This is a genomic window from Rhodoferax sp. (assembly GCF_010365055.1).
GTDB lineage: Bacteria > Pseudomonadota > Gammaproteobacteria > Burkholderiales > Burkholderiaceae_C > Rhodoferax.
In genome coordinates, this window is record NZ_JAAFHA010000023.1 from 22,535 (window position 1) to 44,590 (window position 22,056).

General features: G+C 59.0%; 13 protein-coding genes. 8 read left to right on the forward strand and 5 right to left on the reverse strand.

The window, feature by feature from the left end; all coding sequences use genetic code 11:
- The first annotated feature begins 114 nt into the window (after positions 1–114).
- The 6 genes from GZ093_RS07705 to GZ093_RS07730 all read left to right on the forward strand — a co-directional run bounded on the left by GZ093_RS07705 (position 115) and on the right by GZ093_RS07730 (position 6,948).
- Positions 115–990 carry a branched-chain amino acid ABC transporter permease gene (locus GZ093_RS07705; protein WP_296484378.1) on the forward strand — a complete coding sequence of 292 codons (876 nt, stop codon included), beginning with the start codon at positions 115–117 and terminating at the stop codon, positions 988–990.
- On the forward strand, positions 987–2,063 hold the full coding sequence (locus tag GZ093_RS07710; protein WP_296484381.1) for a branched-chain amino acid ABC transporter permease: 1,077 nt from the start codon (positions 987–989) through the stop codon (positions 2,061–2,063). The genes GZ093_RS07705 and GZ093_RS07710 overlap by 4 nt, the downstream gene beginning before the upstream one ends.
- Before the next feature lie 8 nt (positions 2,064–2,071).
- Positions 2,072–2,908, forward strand: coding sequence for an ABC transporter ATP-binding protein (locus GZ093_RS07715; protein WP_296484384.1), 837 nt, complete (start codon positions 2,072–2,074; stop codon positions 2,906–2,908).
- Positions 2,905–3,702 (forward strand): ABC transporter ATP-binding protein, encoded by a 798-nt coding sequence (locus GZ093_RS07720; RefSeq protein ID WP_296484386.1) that lies wholly within the window; start codon positions 2,905–2,907, stop codon positions 3,700–3,702. The genes GZ093_RS07715 and GZ093_RS07720 overlap by 4 nt, the downstream gene beginning before the upstream one ends.
- A gap of 91 nt (positions 3,703–3,793) precedes the next feature.
- Entirely contained in the window at positions 3,794–5,650 is a 1,857-nt protein-coding gene (locus tag GZ093_RS07725) for a long-chain fatty acid--CoA ligase (protein ID WP_296484388.1), read from the forward strand.
- A gap of 119 nt (positions 5,651–5,769) precedes the next feature.
- Entirely contained in the window at positions 5,770–6,948 is a 1,179-nt protein-coding gene (locus tag GZ093_RS07730) for an ABC transporter substrate-binding protein (protein ID WP_296484391.1), read from the forward strand.
- Positions 6,949–7,070: 122 nt separating this feature from the next.
- On the opposite strand, the gene GZ093_RS07735 is transcribed toward GZ093_RS07730, so the two are convergent.
- The 3 genes from GZ093_RS07735 to GZ093_RS07745 all read right to left on the reverse strand — a co-directional run bounded on the left by GZ093_RS07735 (position 7,071) and on the right by GZ093_RS07745 (position 17,739).
- Positions 7,071–7,694: a hypothetical protein gene (locus tag GZ093_RS07735; protein ID WP_296484394.1), complete on the reverse strand. Its 624-nt coding sequence runs from the start codon at positions 7,692–7,694 to the stop codon at positions 7,071–7,073.
- A gap of 89 nt (positions 7,695–7,783) precedes the next feature.
- Complete coding sequence (locus GZ093_RS07740; protein ID WP_296484397.1) at positions 7,784–16,066, reverse strand: filamentous hemagglutinin N-terminal domain-containing protein; 8,283 nt, start codon at positions 16,064–16,066, stop codon at positions 7,784–7,786.
- The gene (locus tag GZ093_RS07745) at positions 16,063–17,739 is read right to left on the reverse strand and encodes a ShlB/FhaC/HecB family hemolysin secretion/activation protein (protein ID WP_296484400.1); all 1,677 of its coding nucleotides are present in this window, start codon (positions 17,737–17,739) and stop codon (positions 16,063–16,065) included. Before GZ093_RS07745 ends, GZ093_RS07740 begins: the two co-directional genes overlap by 4 nt.
- 401 nt (positions 17,740–18,140) lie before the next feature.
- Here GZ093_RS07745 and GZ093_RS07750 point away from each other — a divergent pair, with 401 nt between their 5' ends.
- Both GZ093_RS07750 and GZ093_RS07755 read left to right on the forward strand, forming a co-directional pair.
- A complete protein-coding gene (locus tag GZ093_RS07750) occupies positions 18,141–18,743 on the forward strand; it encodes a response regulator transcription factor (RefSeq protein WP_296484403.1) in 603 nt (200 codons plus the stop codon).
- A gap of 1 nt (position 18,744) precedes the next feature.
- Positions 18,745–20,535 carry a hybrid sensor histidine kinase/response regulator gene (locus tag GZ093_RS07755; protein WP_296484406.1) on the forward strand — a complete coding sequence of 597 codons (1,791 nt, stop codon included), beginning with the start codon at positions 18,745–18,747 and terminating at the stop codon, positions 20,533–20,535.
- A gap of 104 nt (positions 20,536–20,639) precedes the next feature.
- Here the strand turns inward: GZ093_RS07755 and GZ093_RS07760 are convergent, their stop codons facing one another.
- Together GZ093_RS07760 and GZ093_RS07765 are read right to left on the reverse strand one after the other, a co-directional pair.
- Positions 20,640–21,128, reverse strand: coding sequence for a thioesterase family protein (locus tag GZ093_RS07760; RefSeq protein WP_296484410.1), 489 nt, complete (start codon positions 21,126–21,128; stop codon positions 20,640–20,642).
- A gap of 10 nt (positions 21,129–21,138) precedes the next feature.
- A partial coding sequence (locus GZ093_RS07765; protein WP_296484411.1) for an acyl-CoA dehydrogenase family protein occupies positions 21,139–22,056 on the reverse strand: 918 nt, incomplete at its 5' end.

Sequence of the window (22,056 nt, forward strand, 5' to 3'; positions counted from 1 at the left end):
TTTTTGCGATTAATTGTGCTCAGCTGTCGCCAGCCCGACAGGGCGTCGGTAAAAACCCTGTCGGTCTTCGCCCGCATCGCCGGTATAAACAAGGCTTCGTCAACAGGAGACAAAGTGCAGCTTCTACAACTGGTGATCAGCGGCATCGCACAAGGGTGCATTTACGGACTGATCGCATTGGGCTTCGTGCTCATCTACAAAGCCACCGAGACCGTGAGCTTCGCCCAGGGCGAGCTGATGATGCTGGGCGCGTTCGGTGGCTTGGCGGGCATGACGATGCTCGGCTTTCCGTACTGGCTCTCGGTGCTGTGCGCCATCGCCGCCATGGCGCTGTTCGGCGTGGTGCTGGAGCGCCTGGTGATCCGCCCGATCCTGGGGCAACCGGCGTTTTCCATCGTCATGCTGACCATCGGCATTGGCTATGTGGCGCGCGGGCTGATCACCATGATTCCCAATATCGGGACCGAGACGCACATGCTGCCGGTGCCCTACAAGGACGAGATCTGGCAGCTGGCGGGTCTGGTGCTCAACGTCGAGCAGATGGTGGTGATTGGCGCCACCGGCGTGCTGTGCACGCTGCTTTACGCTCTGTTTCGTTACAGCAAGCTCGGCATCGCCATGCAGGCTGCGTCGCAGAACCAGCTGGCCGCCTACTACATGGGCATTCCGGTCAAAAGGCTCAACGGCATTGCCTGGGGCTTGGCCGCAGCAGTGGCCGCCATTGCCGGCCTGCTGCTGGCCCCCATTACCTTTGTGCATGCCAACATGGGCTTCATCGGCCTGAAGGCCTTTCCGGCCGCCGTGGTCGGCGGCTTCGGCAGCCTGCCGGGCGCCATCGTGGGCGGCTTGATCATCGGCATTGTGGAGTCGCTCTCGGGCTTCTACCTGCCCGACGGCTTCAAGGACACCGCCGCCTACATCGTGGTGCTCATCATGCTGGTGGTCAAACCCAACGGCTTGTTCGGCGAGAAATTGAGCAAGAAAGTATGAGATTCATCTTCAAGACCGATTACGGCCAGGACGTCAACCTGGCCAAGCACGGCGGCCACCTCTTTTGGTACGGGGCTCTCCTGCTGACGCTGCTGCTGGCACCCTGGCTGGTGCAGGAGTACTGGCTGGCGCAACTGACCTTTGTGCTGATTTATGCGATTGCGGGCCTGGGCCTGATGCTGCTGGCCGGGTTCACCGGCCTGTTCTCGCTCGGTCACGCCGCCTTTCTGGGCGTGGGCGCCTACACCCAGGCGGTGCTGACCAACATGGGCCTGCCGTTTCCATTGGCGCTCGCCTGCGCTGCCGGTCTGTCCGCGGCCGTGGGCCTGGTCGTGGGCTTGCCGGCGCTGCGGGTCAAGGGCATCTACCTGGGCATCGCCACGCTGTCCTTCGGCTTCATCGTGGAAGAAGTGCTGGCGCGCTGGGAGTCGGTCACCGGCGGCAATGCGGGCATCCACATCAAGAAGCCGGACATGTTCGGCTGGACCTTGAACACGGGCGAGGAGTTTTATTTTCTGTGCTTGGGTCTCACGGTGCTGGCCACGCTGGGCATCTTGAACCTGCTGCGTTCACCCACCGGGCGCGCCTTTGTCGCCATCCGCGACTCCGAGATTTCGGCCCAGAGCATGGGCATTCACCTGGCCTATTACAAGACACTGTCCTTTTCCCTGTCCGCCGCGCTGGCGGGAATAGCCGGCGCCCTGTATGCGCACCAGCTGCAGTTCATCTCACCCGACCAGTTCAACATCCTGCAGTCGATCGACCTGTTGCTGATGATCGTGATCGGTGGCGTCGGCTCGGTGCATGGCGCCTTTCTGGGCGCCATCTTCCTGATCACCATGCCGCAGGCCATTTCCATGGTGAAGGACTATTTGCCGCCCGCCATCGGTCAGGCGCCCGGCCTGCAGGGCCTGGTCTATGGCGTGGTACTGGTGGTCTTTGTGCTGTTCGAGCCAATGGGGCTGTATGGGCGCTGGCTCAAGATTCGCACCTATTTGCAGATGTTCCCTTTTTACCGTAAAGGCATGTTCAAGCGGCAAAAATCCTTCCAAAAATCGGATCGGCTGAAATGAGTATTGCCATGAACCCATCCCCTGCCCAACCTGCGTCTCAAGCCCTTTTGTCGGCCAGGCAATTGAGCGTGCGCTTCGGCGGCGTGCTGGCGGTCAACAACGTCAGTTTTGATGTCAAACAAGGTGAGGTCTTCACCCTGATTGGCCCCAACGGCGCGGGCAAGACCACCGTGTTCAATTTGATCAGCCGCATCTACACGCCAACCGCTGGCGAGATCGATTACCTCGGACCGCAGGGGATCATCCGGCTGACCGATCAGCCACCACAAAATGTGGCTGGGTTGGGCATTGCGCGCACTTTTCAGAACATCGAGCTATTCGAGCACGCCACCGTGCTGCATAACCTGCTGATCGGTCGCCATACACAGCGCAAAACCGGACTCTGGCAAGACCTGTTTTTCACCCGGACAGCACGCGAGGCCGAGCTCAAGGCGCGCGAAAAAGCCGAAGAGATCATCGAATTTCTTGATCTGCAGCATCACCGTGACTCCATGGTGGCGGGACTGCCTTACGGCGTGCGCAAGGTGGTTGAAGTGGCGCGGGCCTTGTGCACTGAGCCCAAGCTGCTGCTGCTCGATGAACCCTCAAGCGGCCTGAATGTGGAGGAGACCGACGACATGGCCTTCTGGATTGCCGATATTAAAAACGATCTCGGCATCACGGTGCTGATGGTGGAACACGACATGACACTGGTCTCCAAGGTTTCCGACCGCGTGCTGGCGATGAATCAGGGCGAGGTGCTCGCCATGGGCACGCCGCGTGAAGTGCAAAACGATCCTGGCGTGATCGAAGCCTACCTTGGCTCGGTAGATGACGTGTCTTCTCTGCGGAGGCAAACGGCATGAGCAACACGCCTCCCCCCATCAGCGATCAACCCGTTCTCAAGTTGCTCAACGTCGAGAGCGCGTACGGCCCGATCAAGGCGATTCGCGGCGTCAGCTTGCAGGTGCGGCGCGGCGAAATAGCCACTGTGCTCGGCTCCAACGGGGCCGGCAAAACCACCATCTTGAAGACCATCTCGGGCATCATCGATCCGCGCAAGGGCTCGATTGAGTTCAAGGGCACCAACATCACGGCGCAAGACCCAGCCTACATCGTGCAGCAAGGCCTGAGTCATGTGCCCGAGGGGCGCGAGGTGTTCCCGTTGCTGAGCGTGCACGACAACCTGCTGATGGGCGCCTACACGCGCAAAGACAGCGATGCCGTGGCCAAGGACATGGAGGGCGTTTACGGCTACTTCCCGATTTTGCGTGAGCGTGCCAACCAGAATGCCGGCTTGTTGTCAGGCGGGCAGCAGCAGATGCTGTCGATCTCGCGCGCCCTGATGGCCAACCCCGACCTGATCTTGCTGGACGAACCCAGTCTGGGCCTCTCGCCCAAGCTCACCAAAGAGATTTTTGAGATTGTGGTTCGCATCAACCGTGAACGCGGCACGACCATTTTGCTGGTCGAGCAGAACGCCAACATGGCGCTCAACGCGTCCGACTATGGCTATGTGCTTGAAAACGGCCGCATCGTGATGGAAGACACCTGCGCGCGCCTGCGCGAGAAGGACGACATCAAGGAGTTCTACCTCGGGCTCAAGGAAGACGGCGTGCGCGGTGAGCGGCGCTGGAAAAAGAAGAAAACATGGAGGTAAGTATGAACGCGACGCAGAGCCGCCTCAAGCAAGTGAAGGCCCCCTCGGGGGGCAGCGCCGTCAACGCAGTGACAAGCGTGGGGGCGATGACGTGACTCAACTCTGGGATTTAAGCGACATACAGCCCAACCGCGAGATCGTGATGCCGGGCGAGACCATTCCGGCGATGTTCTGGCATGCAGTGAAGCAGCGCGGCCCCAATGTCTGGCTGCGCCAGAAGCACTTGGGCCTGTGGCGCGCACAGACCTGGGACCAGACGGCGACGGCCGTGAGCGAGATCGCAGGGGGCCTGATTAGCCTGGGTTTTGCTAAGGGTGAGTGCGCCTCAATCCTGTCCAACACCGTGGTCGAGTGGGTCTGGGCCGACCTCGCGGTGCTGTCTTGCGGCGGCGTCTCCAACGGCATCTACCCGACCGATGCGACGTCGCAGGTGCAGTACCTGTGCGAGGACTCGCGCACCACATTCCTGTTTGTGGAGGACGACGAGCAGCTGGACAAAGCACTGGAGGTGCGCGACCAGTTGCCCGGTCTGCGCAAAATTGTGGTGTTTGACATGGAGGGGCTGCACGGCCTGGAAGATGCCAACATCCTCAGTCTGGATGCACTGCGCGCGCTGGGACGCACGTATCTGACGCAGCACCCGAATGAACTACAGCAGCGCGTTGACGCCTGCCGACCCGAAGACCTGGCCATTCTGGTTTACACCTCCGGCACCACCGGCAAACCCAAGGGCGCCATGCACCTGCACGCCGGGCTGGTCTACACCGTGCGCGGCTTCAACACCCTGATCGCACAGACCGAGCAAGACGAGCGCATGTGCTTTCTGCCGCTGTGCCACATCGCCGAGCGCATGGGCGGCGAGTACTTTGGCCTGTACACCGGCACCAAGCTCAACTTTGTGGAAAACCCGGAAACCATCCCCGAAAACGTGCGCGAAATCGCGCCCACGGTGTTTACCGGTGTGCCACGCGTGTGGGAGAAGTTCTACTCGGGTGTCATGATCTCCCTCAAAGAGGCAGGTAAGGTGCAGCAGGCCGCCTACGCCTGGGGCATCGGTGTCGGCACCGAGATTGCCAATCGGGTGCTGGCGGGGCAAGCCGTGAGCAGCTGGCTCAAGTTCAAATTCCAGGTGGCCCAGTGGCTGGCCTTGAACAACGTGCGCAAGCTCATCGGCATTCACCGTGCCCGCTTTCTGGTCACCGGGGCGGCGCCGATCTCGCCGGACTTGGTGCGCTGGTACCTGGCCCTGGGCGTGCCCATGCTCGAAGTTTGGGGCATGACGGAGACCTGCGGCGCCTCCACTGGCGTGCCGGCAGAGCGCATGCGCCCGGGCTCGATCGGGCCGGCTGCAGCCTTCAACGAGGTGCGACTCGACCCGGCCACCGGTGAAATCCTGGTGCGCGGAAAAAACGTGTTTGCCGGCTACCTGAACCTGCCGGAAAAGACGGCGGAGACCATCGACAAGGATGGCTGGCTGCACACAGGCGATGTAGGCGTGATGGACGCCGACGGGTACTTCCGCATCACCGACCGCATGAAGGACATCATCATCACGGCCGGTGGCAAGAATGTGACGCCGAGCGAACTGGAGAACGACCTGAAGTTCTCGCCCTACATCACCGATGCGGTGGTGATCGGCGACAAGCGGCCTTACCTGACAGCCATCATCATGATCGACCAGGAAAACGTGGAGAAATTTGCCCAGGACCAGGACGTGCCCTTCAGCAACTACGCGTCGCTGACCCGCTCACCTGAGGTACAGGCGCTGATTCAGGCTGATATCGACCGGGTCAACCTGAAGTTTGCCCGCGTTGAACAGATCAAGAAATTCTTCCTGCTGGAAAACCAGTTGACGGCAGAAGACGAAGAGCTGACCCCCACCATGAAGCTCAAGCGCAAGCTGGTGGAGCAGAAATACGCGGCCCAGATTGACGCCATGTACCGTTGAGCGCCAACATGGGCATTGCGGGTTTACGACAACTTGACATTTATCGGGCGGCGTCAAGAATGCAACAGGTTCAGTTCGTATTCTTGCCCATTTTTTCTTTAACCAAACGGAGACAACCCATGAAATTCAAAGCAACGGGCGTACTGGCGACACTGGCCCTGGCCAGCACCCTGGCTACGGCCCAGCAGGGCGTCAGCCCGACCGAGATCACGCTCGGCACGATTCTCGACTTGTCGGGCCCGCTCGCCGGCTTTGGCAAGCAGGCGCGCCTGGGCATGCTGCTGGCAGTCGATGAAATCAACGAACAGGGCGGCGTGAATGGCCGCAAGCTCAAGCTGCTGGTCGAAGATGATGGCTATGACCCCAAGAAGGCCGTGCTGGCAGCGCAGAAACTGGTCAACCAGAACAAGATTTTCATGATGATGGGTCACATTGGCACTGCGCAGAACATGGCCGCGATGCCGGTCCAGTTCGAGAAAAACGTCATCAACTTCTTCCCGATCACCGCCGCACGCGAAATGTACGAGCCCTTCCACAAACTCAAGTACTCGTTTGCCGCCACCTACTTTGACCAGATGCGTCGCGCTGTGCCGCAAATGGTGAAAGACAAGGGAGCCAAAAAAGTCTGCACCATTTACCAGGATGATGACTTCGGCCTGGAAGTGATGCGCGGCGGCGAAGCCGGCCTGAAAACCATCGGCATGGAATACGCCGAGAAGACATCGTTCAAGCGGGGGGCGACCGATTTTTCCTCCCAAGTGGCGAAGATGAAAGCGGCCGGCTGCGAGATGGTGGTGCTGGGTACCATCATTCGCGAGACCATCGGCACCATCGGCGAATCCCGCAAAACCGGCTTCAACCCGACCTTTTTGGGTTCCAGTGCCGCCTACACCGACCTGATCCACAAACTCGGCGGCAAAGCGATGGACGGGCTGTATGCCATGATGACCGTGCAAAACCCCTACACCGATGAGGCGTCACAACCGATCCGGTTCTGGGCCAACAAGTACAAGACCAAATTCAATGAAGACCCGGCCGTGTTCTCGGTCTATGGCTACATCATCATCAACACGTTCGCCAATGCAGCCACCAAAGCGGGCAAGAACCTGACCACCGACAGTTTCATCAAGGTGATGGACACGCTGACAATCCCCACTGATATCTTTGGCAGCGCGCCGGCCACCTTCTCACCCACCAAGCGCCTGGGCAGCGACGCCTCACGCCTGTCGCAGATCCAGGACGGCAAGTGGAAGGTGGTGGGGCCCTACATGACGGATGCCGCGCCCGCCAAGAAATAGAAACTTCCCCAATTAGACAAGGCCACCCTCGGGTGGCCTTTTTCTTGCACCTACTCTTGTGTTTTATCCACTGAGCGTTGCCGGCTCAGCGGGCTACAGAAGTCGCACGAACGGCCTAAACATCAGTGCGACAAGACCTCCATGTCGGGCTTGTCAACGTTCGCCACCATCGAAAACCTTAGCTGCGCAGACCCACGGGGGCTTACAACAGTCTCGGGCGTGGCAACAGATGCCAGGCCAGGCTGCCGCGCTTCCAGCGTGTAGGACACACCATTCAGGCGGATCTCAATGCCACCGCCCGCTGCGTCTTTGCCAAAAAATACCAGCAGCACGCCCGGGGCCAGCACATGACCGCGGGCGACGCTGAAAATCGGCCAGCGGTACCCGACCAGGTCGGCGGCCAGCAGTTGGGCAGCCTGTGTCAGTTGCGTCTGTTGCGCCTGTGTCGCCATGCCCGTAACCAACCAGTACACATTGACAGCAATGAGTTTTTTGCTCGCCGCACCAAACACATAGCTGATGGTTGCCGGGCCAGGGCCTGGCGCAAGCTCGGGCGCTACCATGGTGAGCACGCGGGTCTTTTGAACCGGATCAATCTCGTCTTTTAAACTGCCCAGCGTGTGCGGGTAGTCCTGGGTGATGAGCCCTTTGACCTCGTCAACACTCATTCCAAAATGGGCATTGCCGTAGCCCCTAACCGTGTAAGCGCCGGCGTGCAGCGAATAGGTTTGCGGTTGCCCTGTCATCGACAGGGCAACCAATTTCTCTTGGGCGAAAACCTGACAAGAGCCCGTTAGCAAGGTACTGGCTAACAAAAAGTTAAGGATAGGTTGCTTCATCGGTTTGCAAGGGTCGTGGAGTTACCGTTGACGACAAATTTGAGGCCGAGCGACTCTGCTGTTTGCAGGATACCGCCCTCCATATCGCGAACTTGTCGATTGAAATCATTGGCGTGAGCGTATCTGATAGCCGCAGCCGGGTCGGTCTTGAGCAGTTGAAGCATCGTTGCCTGTGCGTTTTGTTGGTAAGCGATTAAATTTGGGTACCCCTGCAACAACGCTTCGAAATTTTGAAGGTCCCATTCCATCCCCCAAATTGCATTCTTGTCATACTTTTTCCAATCAGAGTTCTGTTGCATAAACGCCAGTCGACGCAGCGGGTCGCCCTTCAGACTTTCGGCCGTTCTAAATGCGTCGCCAACCGGGTCTGGCTTACTTGACCCACCAAAAAGATCGGTGAGCGGTTTAAATGCATCTTCAAGGTCACCAACGATATCGCCGAGGTCGACCTTGAAATCCAGTTTCAGGTTAAACCCACCGATGCCAAGTTTGGCACCCAGGTTCATGGACACCGAAAGTGCACCATCAGAATACCCCGCACTGGCACCGCCCGAACCGCCCACTGAGCCAGGCGATACCAATGTGGCTGTTGCGTCCGCACTTCCAACGCTGCCGGACACCCCAAATTGACCGGTCGCAGACGCGCCAACGCCAGCAGAAAGATCCCCACCGGTCGAAATTTTCCCATCTTTAACAGTGGCGGCACCTTCGCCTTTGGCGCCTGCGTTTACTTCGAGTGTGCCTTTGCCTTCAACATCGCCCACGGGGCCAGCCGATCCGCCACCGCCGCCCTCCACATTGGCACTCGCCGAGGTTTCGGCGCTAACTTTCGCGCCATCCTTGCCCACCGACACATCGGCACTTGCGCCTGCCTTGCCGCCGACCGAGACAGAGCCAGCACCGAAGTCTGCAGTCAACTTCGTCTCGGCATTGGCATCAGCCTGTGCGCTGGCTCCCGTCGCACTGGCGCCCGCCGACGCGCCGGCAGACGCTTTGGATTCTTCACTCAGTGTGGCGGCGCCAAGCGTCGTACTTGTACCGGTCTGCGTTCCCGTCCTGGTACCGACTTCGACTGACGGTAGCGACGGCCTTGTGGCGCGAGGGGGTGGCACGGGCGGGTCGTAGTGCGGCACGGTGGGCACGGACATCGTGGCGGTATCGCGCATGCCAAACCGGGTATCAGCAAAAACGTCAAGGGTTCCAACGTCATTTTTCCCGTAGGGACCGCCAGCGTATTGGTAAGAGGAGATACGGTAATTGGCCGCATCTTTGCCAGACAGTTTTGTGACACTGAAGCTGTAGCGCCCCTCAGTCAGGTCGGACAGGTTGAACACGTCGTTACCGTTTGGGTCACTGACGTCAACGATGGGCTGTACATCGTCTCCATTGATCGGCGTGCCTTTCGGCCCCCGCAACGTGGGGATGCCCGGCTTGCCAATGAACCCCGGCCCTGGCAGGTAGATGGCACTGCTTGTCGTATAGGTGAGCCACATCGGAACAACCTCCAGCTCACCGGTCTGACTTCGTGCTTGATCTATCTGGTAGTTCTTTGCGTAGGCGCCGGTCAATCCTGACACCTCCATACGATACTTGCCGAGCGGCGTTGTGGCAGTCATGGCGCTACTCACGCCATTGGCATCAATCACGCCTATCGTGCCCTTCACGCCCGGCTCAACGTTCCACGTCGAACCGACGAATTTATTATCGTCGAGCACCCCGTTCAGCGTGACCAAGCGGTAGTTGAGAGGATCAGGTTCCCAAAGATCAAAACATAGCCCGGAACACACGGCATAGTTGCCATATTGCGCATTTCTATCCCTCACAGAATAGGTGATGACCTTGGGCAGAACGTTCAGAACGAGTGGGGTCTTCATGGGCGGCAGCACGTAGTTGCTACTCTGCGCGCCTGCAAGACCACCGGTTGTCACCGGCATTGTGTACGCGCCAGCATTCAGTCTTTTATTGTCCGGCTGATCGGTGAATGAGTAAGTCTTTTGATCGGCCCAGAAGGTTTTGTCGGGGGTCAAGGCCCGGTCCGTCAGCGATCCGATCGTTGCGGTCTTGATATTCACATCGTCCCACGGGAACATGCCCGACAGCGTTCCCACATTAATGGGCGTGGTGGCACCGTAAGTAATCGTCGATGCCGCTGCCGGTTGCCAGGTCAATTCACGTGGAAGGACTGTCACCAATTGCGTGCTCGGCATATCGTAGTTGTGAGTGGGCCCATATCTGGCGCTGAGGTCTAACTGATACATGCCGGCGTTGAGATATCCATTAACCAAGGTGGGCACACCATAGATGCGGCTAAAACTGGTCGTGTAACCCAGTCGGTCCCCGCCGACGCCCTGCACCTCCAGAGAGTCCCAGTAAACCTTATCGCCGTACGTAACCTTCCTGTCAGCTAAACCGGTCAAGTTAAACTTGGCCACATCAATGCGGCCGAACGTCTTGGGCACTAATATATAGTTGCGCGACGAGGACCCCGACAGGTCGGCCCAGATGTCGTAGGAGCCAGCTTCTAACCGTGCACCGTTAATGTCCAGCCGAGGCGCATCGCTACCGTATACCCACGATTGCGCTTTAGGCGTGACTTGAACATTGTCACCAGCCAATACGCCCGTGAGGGCCATATCCTTTGTTATGTAATCACCGTAGGTAATGGAGAAGATTTCAGTATCGGCAACCACTGTCAGCGGCTTGGGCTTGATTTTCAACGATCCAAAAATATTAGGGTAATTCGGATAGTTGTATCTGGTGAACTGACTCTGCGCCCCAACGATCCAGTAATTTCCTGCATCCGCCCCTGTATTTCCGGCTAATCCAACGTAGTAGCGATCCGCTGGTGTCCGGGGATCCAAAACGAAGTTTGCATTGCCATCAATTGATATCTTGGTGCCCAACGAGTCGCCGGGTAATACGCCTGACAGCACGGGGATGGGCATCCCGGCCTGCTCGCCATAGGTGCTAGACGCATCAGAAAACTGGGCTGTGACTCTCTTGGGGCTTACTATAAGTGTCGTCTCAGTTTTTCCTGGAATAACGTAGTTACCAGCATCCACGCCAGTGAGCCCGCCTTTCATGACAACCCGGTATTCCCCCGCAGCTTGTCGCTCTGCCAGCCGCGCGACATTGCCTTGAGGCGTGACATATTCGGCTGTCGCGGTTACCTGGTCTACATTTCTTAGGGGAAAACTGAAGAAGATGTCAAACGTGTCGCCCAGATTCAAGTTGACAGCCGGTACTGCACCGGCTGTTGATCCGTACTCAACCTCATTGTGGCTGTAAATAGCTTGGCTGTTACCAACGGGCGAGACCTGCAAAGGCCTGGGCAAGATGGTCAGTGTCTTGTCGGTATTGCCGGTTGCGGCCAGAACATAGTTCGGCGACGACAGCGCACCGCCAGTCCAGCGATAAGTCCCGACCGTATATGCGCCCGATGTTGAGACCGGCAGCGTCGGCGAGTTCACCTGAAGGCTGACATCGTCGCCAGCCAAAACGCCAGACAAGGTGCTGACAACACCTGAAGTGACAACGCAGCCCGCCGCCCTGCATAGTTGAGTGCCAGGTGTTTCGAAGCCTGTATAAAAATCGGCGATACGGTGAACCTCGCCGTAAGTCACGGTATCCGCGAGGAGTTGATCCCACCAGTGGATTTTCAGCTCGTACGTCAGCGGCTTGGGTGCAATGTCCAGCGTCCCGCTGGTTGAGCCAGTTGCCGCGATGGTGTAGTTACCCGCTTGTGCACCCGACAGGCTGGGTGTAATCAACGCATAGCTGCCTGCGGCTTGCCGCTCAATCGGCAGCAAGCCGGTAGCGAGTGTGGTCGCGCCCGGCAGCACTGTATCGCCAGCCAACACGCCGCTTAAAGTACCCGCTTCGAGCACGGCGGCGCTGCCGTAAGTCGAACCGGCATTGACTGTGTTGAACGTAATGGGTTTGGGCGCGATCGTCAGCACACCATTGGTATTGCCGGTGCTGGCCACCACGTAGTTGGGGTTGCCGCCAGTCAGTGCCGTGACCTGTGCGGTATAGCTGCCAACCTGGCTGCGCTCTGTCAGCACAACAGGGGCTGAGGCCACTTGGTAGCCTACGGTTGCAGTGCCCACGCTGTCACCCGGCAGCACATTGCTGAGCACGACAGCACCGTCTTGTGCCAGCGTTCCGTAGACGGAATGGGTCGGCGCGACGGTGTAGGTGAGTGGGCGCGGCCCGATGTTGACCGCCCCCATCGTGTTGCCCATGGTTGCAAGCGCATAGTTGTTCGCCAGTGGCCCGGTTAGCGACGTGACACCAACGCCGTAAGTGCCCACTGTGGGTCGTGCAAGGGCAGCGCCGTTTCCGTCGAATGCGCTGATGCTGCTGGCGACACTGTCACCGGGCACCAGGCCGCTGAGCGTTGTTGCATTGGTCAGTGCATTGCCATAGGTTCCTGTGTTGCTGGCGACTGCCCAGGTCAAGGTCTTGGGTGCAATCGTGAGTGCGCCAGTCGTATTGCCACTGCTGGCCAACATGTAATTGTTGGCAACACCATTACCCGTCAATCCATGGATGCCCAAGGTGTAATAGCCGGCCGCCGTGCTTGCGTTGAGTGCCGCAGCGCCGTTGCCAATGGCGACGACCGGCCCCGCGGCAACCACATCGCCGCTGACAATGCCAGACAGGTTGGCAGTGGGTAGAACAGCATTCGTGCCATACGTGCTGCTTGCTGAAGCCAGTGAAAATGTGACAGGCTTGGGTGTGATGGCAACCTGGCTTGGCGTGTTACCAGACGCGGCCAAGGTGTAATTCGCGGTACTGGCACCCGTCAGTGCAACCAAATCGACACCGTAGTTGCCCACTGGAAAGGCACCGCTTTCACCCGCCAGATTGAAAGAGAGTGGGTAGGTAATTCGTTGGACCGCGCCAACACTGTCAGTGCCAACAATGCCATTCAGCGTGGGCGAAGGCAAGCTTAACTGCCCGTACACCTGCGAGGAGTTGCTGCCGCTATAGGTCAGTGTCTTTTTGGCGATTGACAGTGACCCATAGTTGTTGCCACCCGCCAGCACATAGTTGCTGCTGCTCGCGCCGCCCAGGCCGGTCACCACCGCCGAATAATTGCCTGCAGGTGTCGTCGGGGTGAGCGTGACCGGCGCGCCAGACAAAGACGCGCCAAAAGTTCCTGTGACCGTATCTCCCATGAGAATTCCGGTGAGCGTGGGGGCCTCCAGCGTGGTCTGCGTACCGTAGGTGCTCATGACCGGAGAAGCGTTGTAGGTGACCGCAACCGACTTGGGGTCAACCACATACTGGCCCGAAGTATTGCCGGTTGCCGCAACCGCATAATTGCCCGCCTTACTTCCGGTGAGACCGGCCACGTCGGACGCATAGGTACCCGCTGGCAGCCTGTCTGTCAAGCTGACCGCTTGACCGGCAGCGTTAAGTGCAACCACGGGTACCACATCGTCACCCGCAACAATGCCGCTCAGGCTGGCTGAAGGCATGATGCCGAGCGAGCCGTAGGTTTGACCGCCACTGCCGGCGACATAGCTAAGCGCCTTCGGCGTAATGGCCAGTGTGCTGCCTGTCACACCACTCAGGTCCAGGGAGTAGTTACTGGCCTTGGTACCAAAGAGACCCGTCAAGCTGAAGTTAGATAGTCCTGCAGCAACGGTTTCAGCAAAACCAAAACCCACGCCGTTATTGGCCATGTTGACACCAACCGTGCCGTTGAGCATCGCTACCGGGTTGATGACATCGCCATTCACTACACCGGTAAGGCTGGTAACTGCGGCAGGTGAACCGTAGATGTAGGCGCCTGCTGACACGGTCGGTGTCACGGTACGCGGAGTGATAGTCAGTGCCAGGGTGGCCGGCGCCAGGTCAATGAAATAGCCACTGGTGAGTCCACTCGCGAAAGCCAGACTATTGGTCGCTGACAAGGTGAGGTTATTGCTACCCGCCGAAGCAAGTACCCCTGGTCCAGCGACAGCAAGCGAGTTGGTGCTCAAAATCACCCCCAAGGCATCGGGTGCCACGGTGGTCGCAGAATGCGCCGCAACGTGCAGTTGTGGTGTCAGTGCCAATATGTCGGCAATGACTGGGTCGCTGTCACCATAAGTCCGCGTCAGAGTACTGAGGGGGCTGTCGCCAAGTCCCAGTCGCACAGCATCGCTACCAAACAATTGTCCAAAGCGCGTTGTCACGCCGTTTTCAATAAATTTAATACTCTGTTCACCGCGGATGGTGCTGCCGGTCTTCTCATCGGTCCAGGTCACGCGTTGCCCACTCAGCGACAGCACGGGATTCATCGACGCGACCTGCAGATTGCCAGTCAGGCTGAGGGTTTCGTAGACATTAATGTCGCCCGTCAGCAGTATCTGCGTAGTGCCATAGGCAGGTGTTGCCGTTGGCGAGATCGCCGCCGTCAGGCCGTTGCCGTTGAACTTGCCGAGCGAAATACGATCAACCTCGCGGTTTGTATTGCCCGCGCCGTCGGCCAGGGTCAGCGACAGCTTGCCGTTGCTGTTGATAAAGTTGGCGTCACGTACGTTGATTTCAGCAGCACCGGCACCCCGCTCGGCATCCACCACGCCATGCGCCGCCGTGTCGTTGGCCACGATGTTCCAGTTGCCATCAGCCGTGTTGAAGGTGCCGCTGAGCATGACCGAGCGCCCAGCCGACAGATTCAGGTCGCCACCAGGCGTGGTGGGCGTTCGCGTCACGAAGCTGAAGTTATCGAGCCAGCTGATGTCCTGGCTGGCCTGCAGGCTGACGGTGACCCCCGTGCTGAGCAAGGCGGTGAGATCGGACTCCAACAGATGGGTGATTGCACCTGGCGTGGAGTAGCTGTAGTTGCCAGCCGCGTCGGAGGGGACGAGAGAATCACGGTCGATCACGATGTCTTGCGGATCGATCAACAAGTGACCACCCTTGCCCAAGTCAATGTGCTTGAGCGCAACCGATTGCACCGTGGACTTGGCAGATACCTCTATGGCGCCGCCTGCTAACGCGCCACGCGCCGAGATGGCCCCTTGCATCGCGGTGGTGCTGTCGCTCCAGACGATGGCGGTGCCGCCCGTTCCCGCCACGCCGGTGGCAGAAACATTGATGTTGCTGGCGGCGTCTACAAGGGTCGTTGTGGCGTTGGTGATGGCGGTCGTATTCCCAAAGCGTCCTGCAAAAAGCGCTGCGTTCGCGGCGTCGCCTGGCTGCTCGCGTCCGCCTTGAAACGCCCCGCCCAAGCGGACCAGACCGCCACGCTCGGTGCCGGTAGCGCTAAGTGATGCGCCTTCAAGGACGACATGGGCGCCCGTCACGTCAATGCGTCCCCCCAAGGTGTCGCCATCAGCGGTCAAAGCGCCCGTGACGCGCACGGTACCGCCCGGCCCCCCTTCCAGCACAATGGCGCCGTTCTTGCCGGACACGCGGCGGGCACTGATTGCGCCGGGCATGTTCACCGCCTCGCGCAAAGCCTGCCGCACGGTGGAGGCCTTGAGCATGACGATGCCGCCATTGGCTTCAATGACACCGCTGTTCGTCACCAGGGCTTGACCATCGGCGCCAGCCGCGCTGGTCGGCAGCATCAGCTGCAGAAAGCCATCGCCACTGAGATCCAGCGTAGCCGCCTCGCCCGAGCCAAGAGCCACTTTGCCCAGCAGGGCACTGATCAGCCCTTCGTTGGCGACCGTGCCACCCAGCAGCCCCACCGTGCCACCGGGGCCCGTAATGATCTGGCCACGATTAAGGACGGAACCACCTTTGCCACTGAAAAGATACTTGCCACCCATGAATGCGTTCTCATCCATGCGTAATGTCGAGGCAATGAAGCCAGTGCGCGTGTCCACCAGACCTGTCGGTGTAATGGCAATGCCATTCTGATTGATCAGATAGACCGTACCATTGCCTGTGAGCGTGCCGGCGATCGTGGAGGCGCTATTGCCGGTCACGATATTCAGGGTTGCGGCGCTTGCATTGGGCTGGGCAAAAGTCACCCGGTTGCCTTGGGCGATGCTGAAGTTGCTCCAATTAATGACTGCCCGCTGCGTGCTCTGATTCACCAGCAAAGCACCTTTCGCGGGTGTTTGCACCTTGGCCGAGCCTGCCGTCACTTGTGCGCCAGCGGGCAAGTCAAGGGCCGAAGAGGCCATGGGTAAGGCCGAAAGACCCAGCGACGCTAGCGCACCGATTACGCGTTTGCGCGCCGAGGCAGATTTGCCATGTCCTTTGGAAAGCTCGGAAACGGCAACCCAGGCGTTGGACACCCGGCTCCAGACAATGCGGTAGTGGTGATTCAAAATTGCACCTGCCCTTTGACAAAGAATTGGTTGTCGTTGAAAACGGAGGGATCGGACTCGTGGCGGCCATACTCCATCGAGAAGTTGACGTTTTTCAATTGCATGCGCAGGCCAAAGCCGAACGCTATGCCAAGTCCGCGGCCGGTTCCTGTGGCAAGCTGGCTTGTGGTCTCGCCTGCCGCGCCAAAGACATAGGGCGCAAGATTCGCATTGGCTGAACTCACTTGCCAAGTGACGGGCCGCGAGAACTCCTGGCGCAGCATCCAGCCGCCATCGTCAGAAATTGAACCCGAGACAAACGTTGACAGCGCGTCCTCGCCGTCGAGGCTGAACAACTCACTGCCTGGCAGCACGCCCTTGAGGGCCTTTTGCACACGCAGTGATGACTTGGACTGCACGCCCAGGGTGAGCGGCTGCTCATAGGCCACATTGCCTTCAAATTTGATAAAGGTCGGATCTGCATCCGGGCGAGACATCGCGATACCACTGGTGGCTACATCTGCCTTCGTGCGGGTGCCAATGCCCGATATCCCACTGGAAAGAGTGGCACCGACATTGACACGTCTTGACAGATCGAATGACTTGCTCCAAGCCGCCCCCACACGCGCTACGCGCAGTTGGTCCTTGTCGAGCACAAACGCACCCAGGCTCGAGCCATCGGCGGCTGTCAGCTCAAACTCGGGCAGGGTGTCGATTTGACTGGTGGCGTCCAGCGTTGCGGTAATCGTCAGTTCTTCCTGGCGATTGAGAATCAGCGGGTAAATAAGGCGCAGGGTGGTGCGTTCGAATTTGCTGAGGGTTTGGGGAACGCCTGGCGGCGGTACAGGCTGGCTGACCGAAGCCGTGTATTCGGGGTTGATTGCGAGGCCATTGTTCCCCAGCGGGATGATGAAACCGCCACCGGTAACGCGTCTCGGCGCGTCACCGTTCAACGCGGCACTCAAGTCCTGCCCGCCCGATACATTGGCATAGACTTGCATGCCAACGCCGATAGGCTCATTCAGGGTGAGCTGCAATGTAGTTTGCCAAGGTCCCAATGCGTTCGAGAGTTGGTTGTCTGCCGAAATCGATCCACTGGCGCGTGTGAACTTGCCGTCCAGCGTCAACACGACGCCGCCAGGCTCGGCGCCCGCCGCCATGGTGCTGCGCATTTCCAGACCAGGTGAGCGCCCTGCAATCGTCAGGGCGCGTTCCAGCGCATCGCCGCTCAGATGGCGCTGGCCGACCAAGCGCTGCATGACGGTCAATACACGGCGGCGGGAGCGTTCATCCACGGCGCTGGCATCGATGCGTTCAACGAATCCGTCGAGCACGATCAATTGCAGCGTGTCACCGTCCTTGAGCGATTGCGGCGGCAGCAAAACACGGACCAACGCATAGCCTGCTTCGCGGTAAAGCATTTCGATCGATTCAGCCAGCTGGTAGAGCTCAGCCACTGACATGCGTTGCGTTCGAACCTGTGCCAACAGCACTTCGGTGTCGGCTGCGAACTCGGCAAATCCATCCTTGACGGAGACATCGCCAATCCGCACAAACAGCTCCTGTGCATTTGACGGCACTTCGGCGGGCGCCGGTTGCGGCAGGCCAACAGGCGGTTTGGCTGGCGTTTGCGGCCGCAGGTCGCGTGGTGTGACGAGTGGCGCTTGCTGGCCGGAAACCAGCAGTGGTGTCAAGCAGAACGGCAGGACCCATACCAAGCGCAACACAGCGTTGACAGGACAACGTAAGAAAGCGCCAAAAAATGGATGTTTATATGGCATGCATTCGGACTGACTTTGGGAAGAAAAGGCCAGGGAATCACTGAATTTTTGAGTCGGCAACATGTGAAATTTCGCTTATCCGAGTGGTGCTGAAGTGGTGTTTGGCCTGCGCCGGGTCATGTGGCGACTCACATCTGAGTCACAGCCTCGGCTGGCTCTCTGTGCCGTGATCTTCCGTGCCCGGGCCATGTGTCTATCCGTACGAATTGATTGAGGTCAATTCTTAAAGACCCACTGTACGAAACATGACGCCTCTTTGAAATGGTCCATCTGGACCAGACGCCGCGGATTGATTGGGTGGTTTAATGGCCGCCATGACTGCGCCCCGCCTCTTGCTCATTGACGATCACGCCATGTTTCGCACCGGGCTGAGTCTGGTCATCAGCAGCGCGATACCCGGGGCTCTGATTCTTGAAGCGGGTTCATTGGATGAAGCGACAAGTAGCGCGCCCGATGATTTGGATCTGGTGCTGCTCGACATCAGACTGACAGGCTTGAGTGGGCTCGAAGGCTTGGCCCTGCTCAAGCGCAAGTGGCCACTGGTGCCAGTGTTGATGTTGTCGTCGCAAGATGAGCCCGAGACCGTGCGTTTGGCGTTAGCGCGCGGTGCTATCGGTTTTGTATCGAAGGCTGAGACGGGTGACAAGATCGTGGCAACGATCCACGCGGTGTTGAAAGGGAACTTCCCGAAACTGGGCGCCTCGATCGAGAACATGACGCAAAAATGCTTGACCGCGCGCCAATGCGAGGTCCTTGATCTGCTGCATCAAGGGCTCTCGAACAAGCTGATTGCACGAAAACTGACACTTTCTGACAACACCGTGCGTCGCCATGTGCAAGACATACTTCAGTTTCTTGGCGTGGTGAGCCGCGCTGAAGCGGTGTTTGCGGCGCGTCAGCAAGGTCTGATCGACTGACATGAAAAATTATCCGCTACGCCTGGCCGACGGGCGCGTTCTGGTGCAGCAGCTGCATCTGATGTTGAGCAATGTGCGCACCACCGTGCTTCCCGTTTTTGTGGTTTCCCTGTGCATTGTCTGGACCTTGTCCACCGAGTCCAATGCGATGTATCTGCGCCTCTGGGCTGGCGCCATCATCTTGTCGAATCTGAACTGGTTTCGCTACGCTCAGCGCCAGCTTGCATCGGGATTGACTCAAGCACAGGCGCCACAGGTAGTGCGTACGCTGACTGTGATTAATCTTGTGGGCGGCTCCTTGTGGGGGTCTCTGGTGTGGATCACCTTCGACACCGTGACGCTGGCTGGCGGTGTTCTGGTGTTTGCCTTGATGGCGGGTATGGCGGCAGGGGCCGTTTCCACCCAGGGGCCGATACTGCGCTTGTACCTGGCCTTTCTGCTTTCCCAAATGGTTGTGGTCGTCAGCAAGCTGTGGTTCATGAGTGATCCGGCTCAATGGAGCCTGGGCGGGGTGATTATTTTGTATGCCCTGGTCATGCTCGGGCAGGCCGCCAACCTGGCCCGATTGGTCCGCTCGGCCATTGACTTACGCTTTGAGAACCAGGAGCTATTGGAGAAGTTGCGCCAAGAGTCGGCGCTTTCCAAGGCCGCACAGCGCGAGGCTGAACAGGCCAATGCCGCCAAGTCCAAATTTCTTGCTGCCGCCAGTCACGATTTACGTCAACCCATTCATGCCCAGGGCCTGTTCCTGGAGGTGCTGTCGCGCTCGGAGCTAAGTCCCCAGCAACGCGAGCTACTGGCCAGCGCCAGTGCAGCCAGCGAGGCATCGGCCGAGATGCTCAACACGCTGCTTGATTTTTCACGCATTGAGGCCGGCGTGGTTGAACCGCAAGTGCGGGCGTTCGGGGTACAAACGCTGCTCAACAAGATTGAGCGCGAGTTTGTCCAGCAGGCTGATGCCAAGGGCCTGGACTACCGCTCGCGCGAGAGCGCACTGGTGCTGCGATCTGACCCGGCCCTGATTGAGATGATTCTGCGCAATTTGATTTCCAACGCGATCCGCTACACCGTACACGGTGGCTTGCTGGTGACCTGCCGACAGCGGGCAGGTGAAGCGGTGCTGGAAGTCTGGGACACGGGTATAGGCATTGAGCCAGCGCAGCAACGTGAGGTCTTTCGCGAGTTTCACCAGTTGGGCAATCCAGAACGTGATCGACGCAAAGGTCTGGGTTTGGGCCTGGCCATTGTGGATGGCTTGGCCCGCACACTGGGGCACCCGTTGTCATTGAATTCCAAGATGCAGCAGGGCAGCGTATTTAGGCTGGTTGTACCCATTACGACAGCCACTGTGCCGCTTGAGCCGGCCTTGCCGGAGCAAAGCAACCACGCGAGGCTGAATGTGCGCGTGCTCTTGATCGATGACGAAGAAAGCGTGCGTGCTGGGATGATGCACCTGCTTCAGGATTGGGGCTGCGTCTGCGAGGTTGCAGCGAGCATTGAAGAGGCATTGGCTCTGGCGCGCATTCATGCACCCGAGGTGGTCATCAGCGACTACCGATTACGCGAGCAGCGCACCGGCGTCGAGGCGATCCAAGCGCTGCGTGCCTTATTGGGAGACGCTTTGCCAGCCCTGCTGATTACCGGCGACACCGCGCCTGATCGACTGCGCGAAGCACTGGCCAGCGGCATAACGTTGTTACACAAACCGGTTCCGCCGAGCCATCTGTACCGTGGACTGGTGACGGCACTGCCGCCGCAAATGATGTCAAGCGATGCATTGATGCCTTGTTGAGCCCACTGGCAAACGCGCTACATGCTATATTTAGAATAGCTGCTCACTCATATTTCACGGGGGCTAGCGGCTTATTTCTAAATCATTAGCCTGACTATTGGGCGTTACGACACGATGTAAGCGCCCGAACCGGTCGACAGCAGCTTGCCGTCAGCACCCAAAAACTCCATCCGGGTCGACGCCACGCGTGAGCCCAGCCGCATCACTTCGGCGCGCAACTCAAAGTACTCGCCAATGCCGGGGCGCAGGTAATCAATACGCAAGTCGATAGTGCCGAGCTTGGCAAAGCGGTGGAGTCGCTGCATGGGGGGTTCATCCATGTGGCGCGCCCCAATGGCGGCCATCACGGCCAGGCCGCCCATGGCGTCAAGGCCGGCGCTGATGACGCCGCCATGGATTCGGTTGAAGCTGAAATGCCCAATGAGCTCGCGCTTCATGTCGATGCGCGCGCGCACCTGGTTTGACTTGAGGGAGGTGATCTTCAGGCCCAGCACCTGGTTGAAGATGATCATCTCTTCAAAGACTTTTTTCAGTCCAGTGACAAATTCTTCTTCGAACTCGACTTCTTTCTCAAGGGCAATGCGTTGGATCATGGGCTGATTCTCACAGACCGAGCTGACGCGAGGCCAACTCTTTCATGATTTCCTCGGTGCCGCCGCCAATCATCATGACCTTGACCTCGCGATAGATGCGCTCGCAAGCAACACCGCGCATGAAGCCCATGCCGCCCAGAATCTGCACGCCCTGGTCGGCGCAGAACTGCATCGTCTGCGTCGCGTGGTTTTTCAGCAGGCAGACCTGGGCGACCCACTCAGTGCCCTTCGCGGTTTTGTCACCCGAATCAGCCCGGCTTGAGACGGTATGCAACCAGGCGCGGGTGGATTCAATGCGCATCTTCATGTCCATCAGCTTGTGGCGAATCACCTGATGATCCACCAGCGCGGTGCCAAAGGCTTTGCGCTGGCGCGCCCAGGCCAGTGCCTCGTCATAGCAACACTCTGAAAAACCCAGCGCCATCGCCGCCATCGACAGGCGCTCGCCATTGAAGTTGGTCAAAATCATCTTGAAGCCGGTGCCCTCGTCACCCACCAGATAGCGGGCCGGCACGCGAACGCCCTCAAAGTGCAGCTGTGCTGTGTCGGAGCAGAGCCAGCCCATTTTCTTCAACGGGCTGCGCGACAAGCCCAGCGCATCGCCCGGCACCATCAGCATCGAGATGCCGCCCGGGCCTTTGTCTTTCAGGTTGGTACGCACCGCCACCGTGAACCAGTCAGCACGCATGCCCGACGTGATGAAGGTCTTGTCACCGTCCACCACGTACTCGTCGCCCTCACGCCGCGCCGTGGTGCGCAGCGCAGACACATCGGTGCCGCCACCGGGCTCGGTGATGGCGAGTGCGGCAATTTTTTTGCCTTGCATCACATCCGGGATGATTTCACGCTGCAAGGCCGCGCTGCCATGGCGCATCACCGGTGGCAGCCCGATGTTGTGGCTGAACAGGCTGGCCATCAGCCCGCCGCT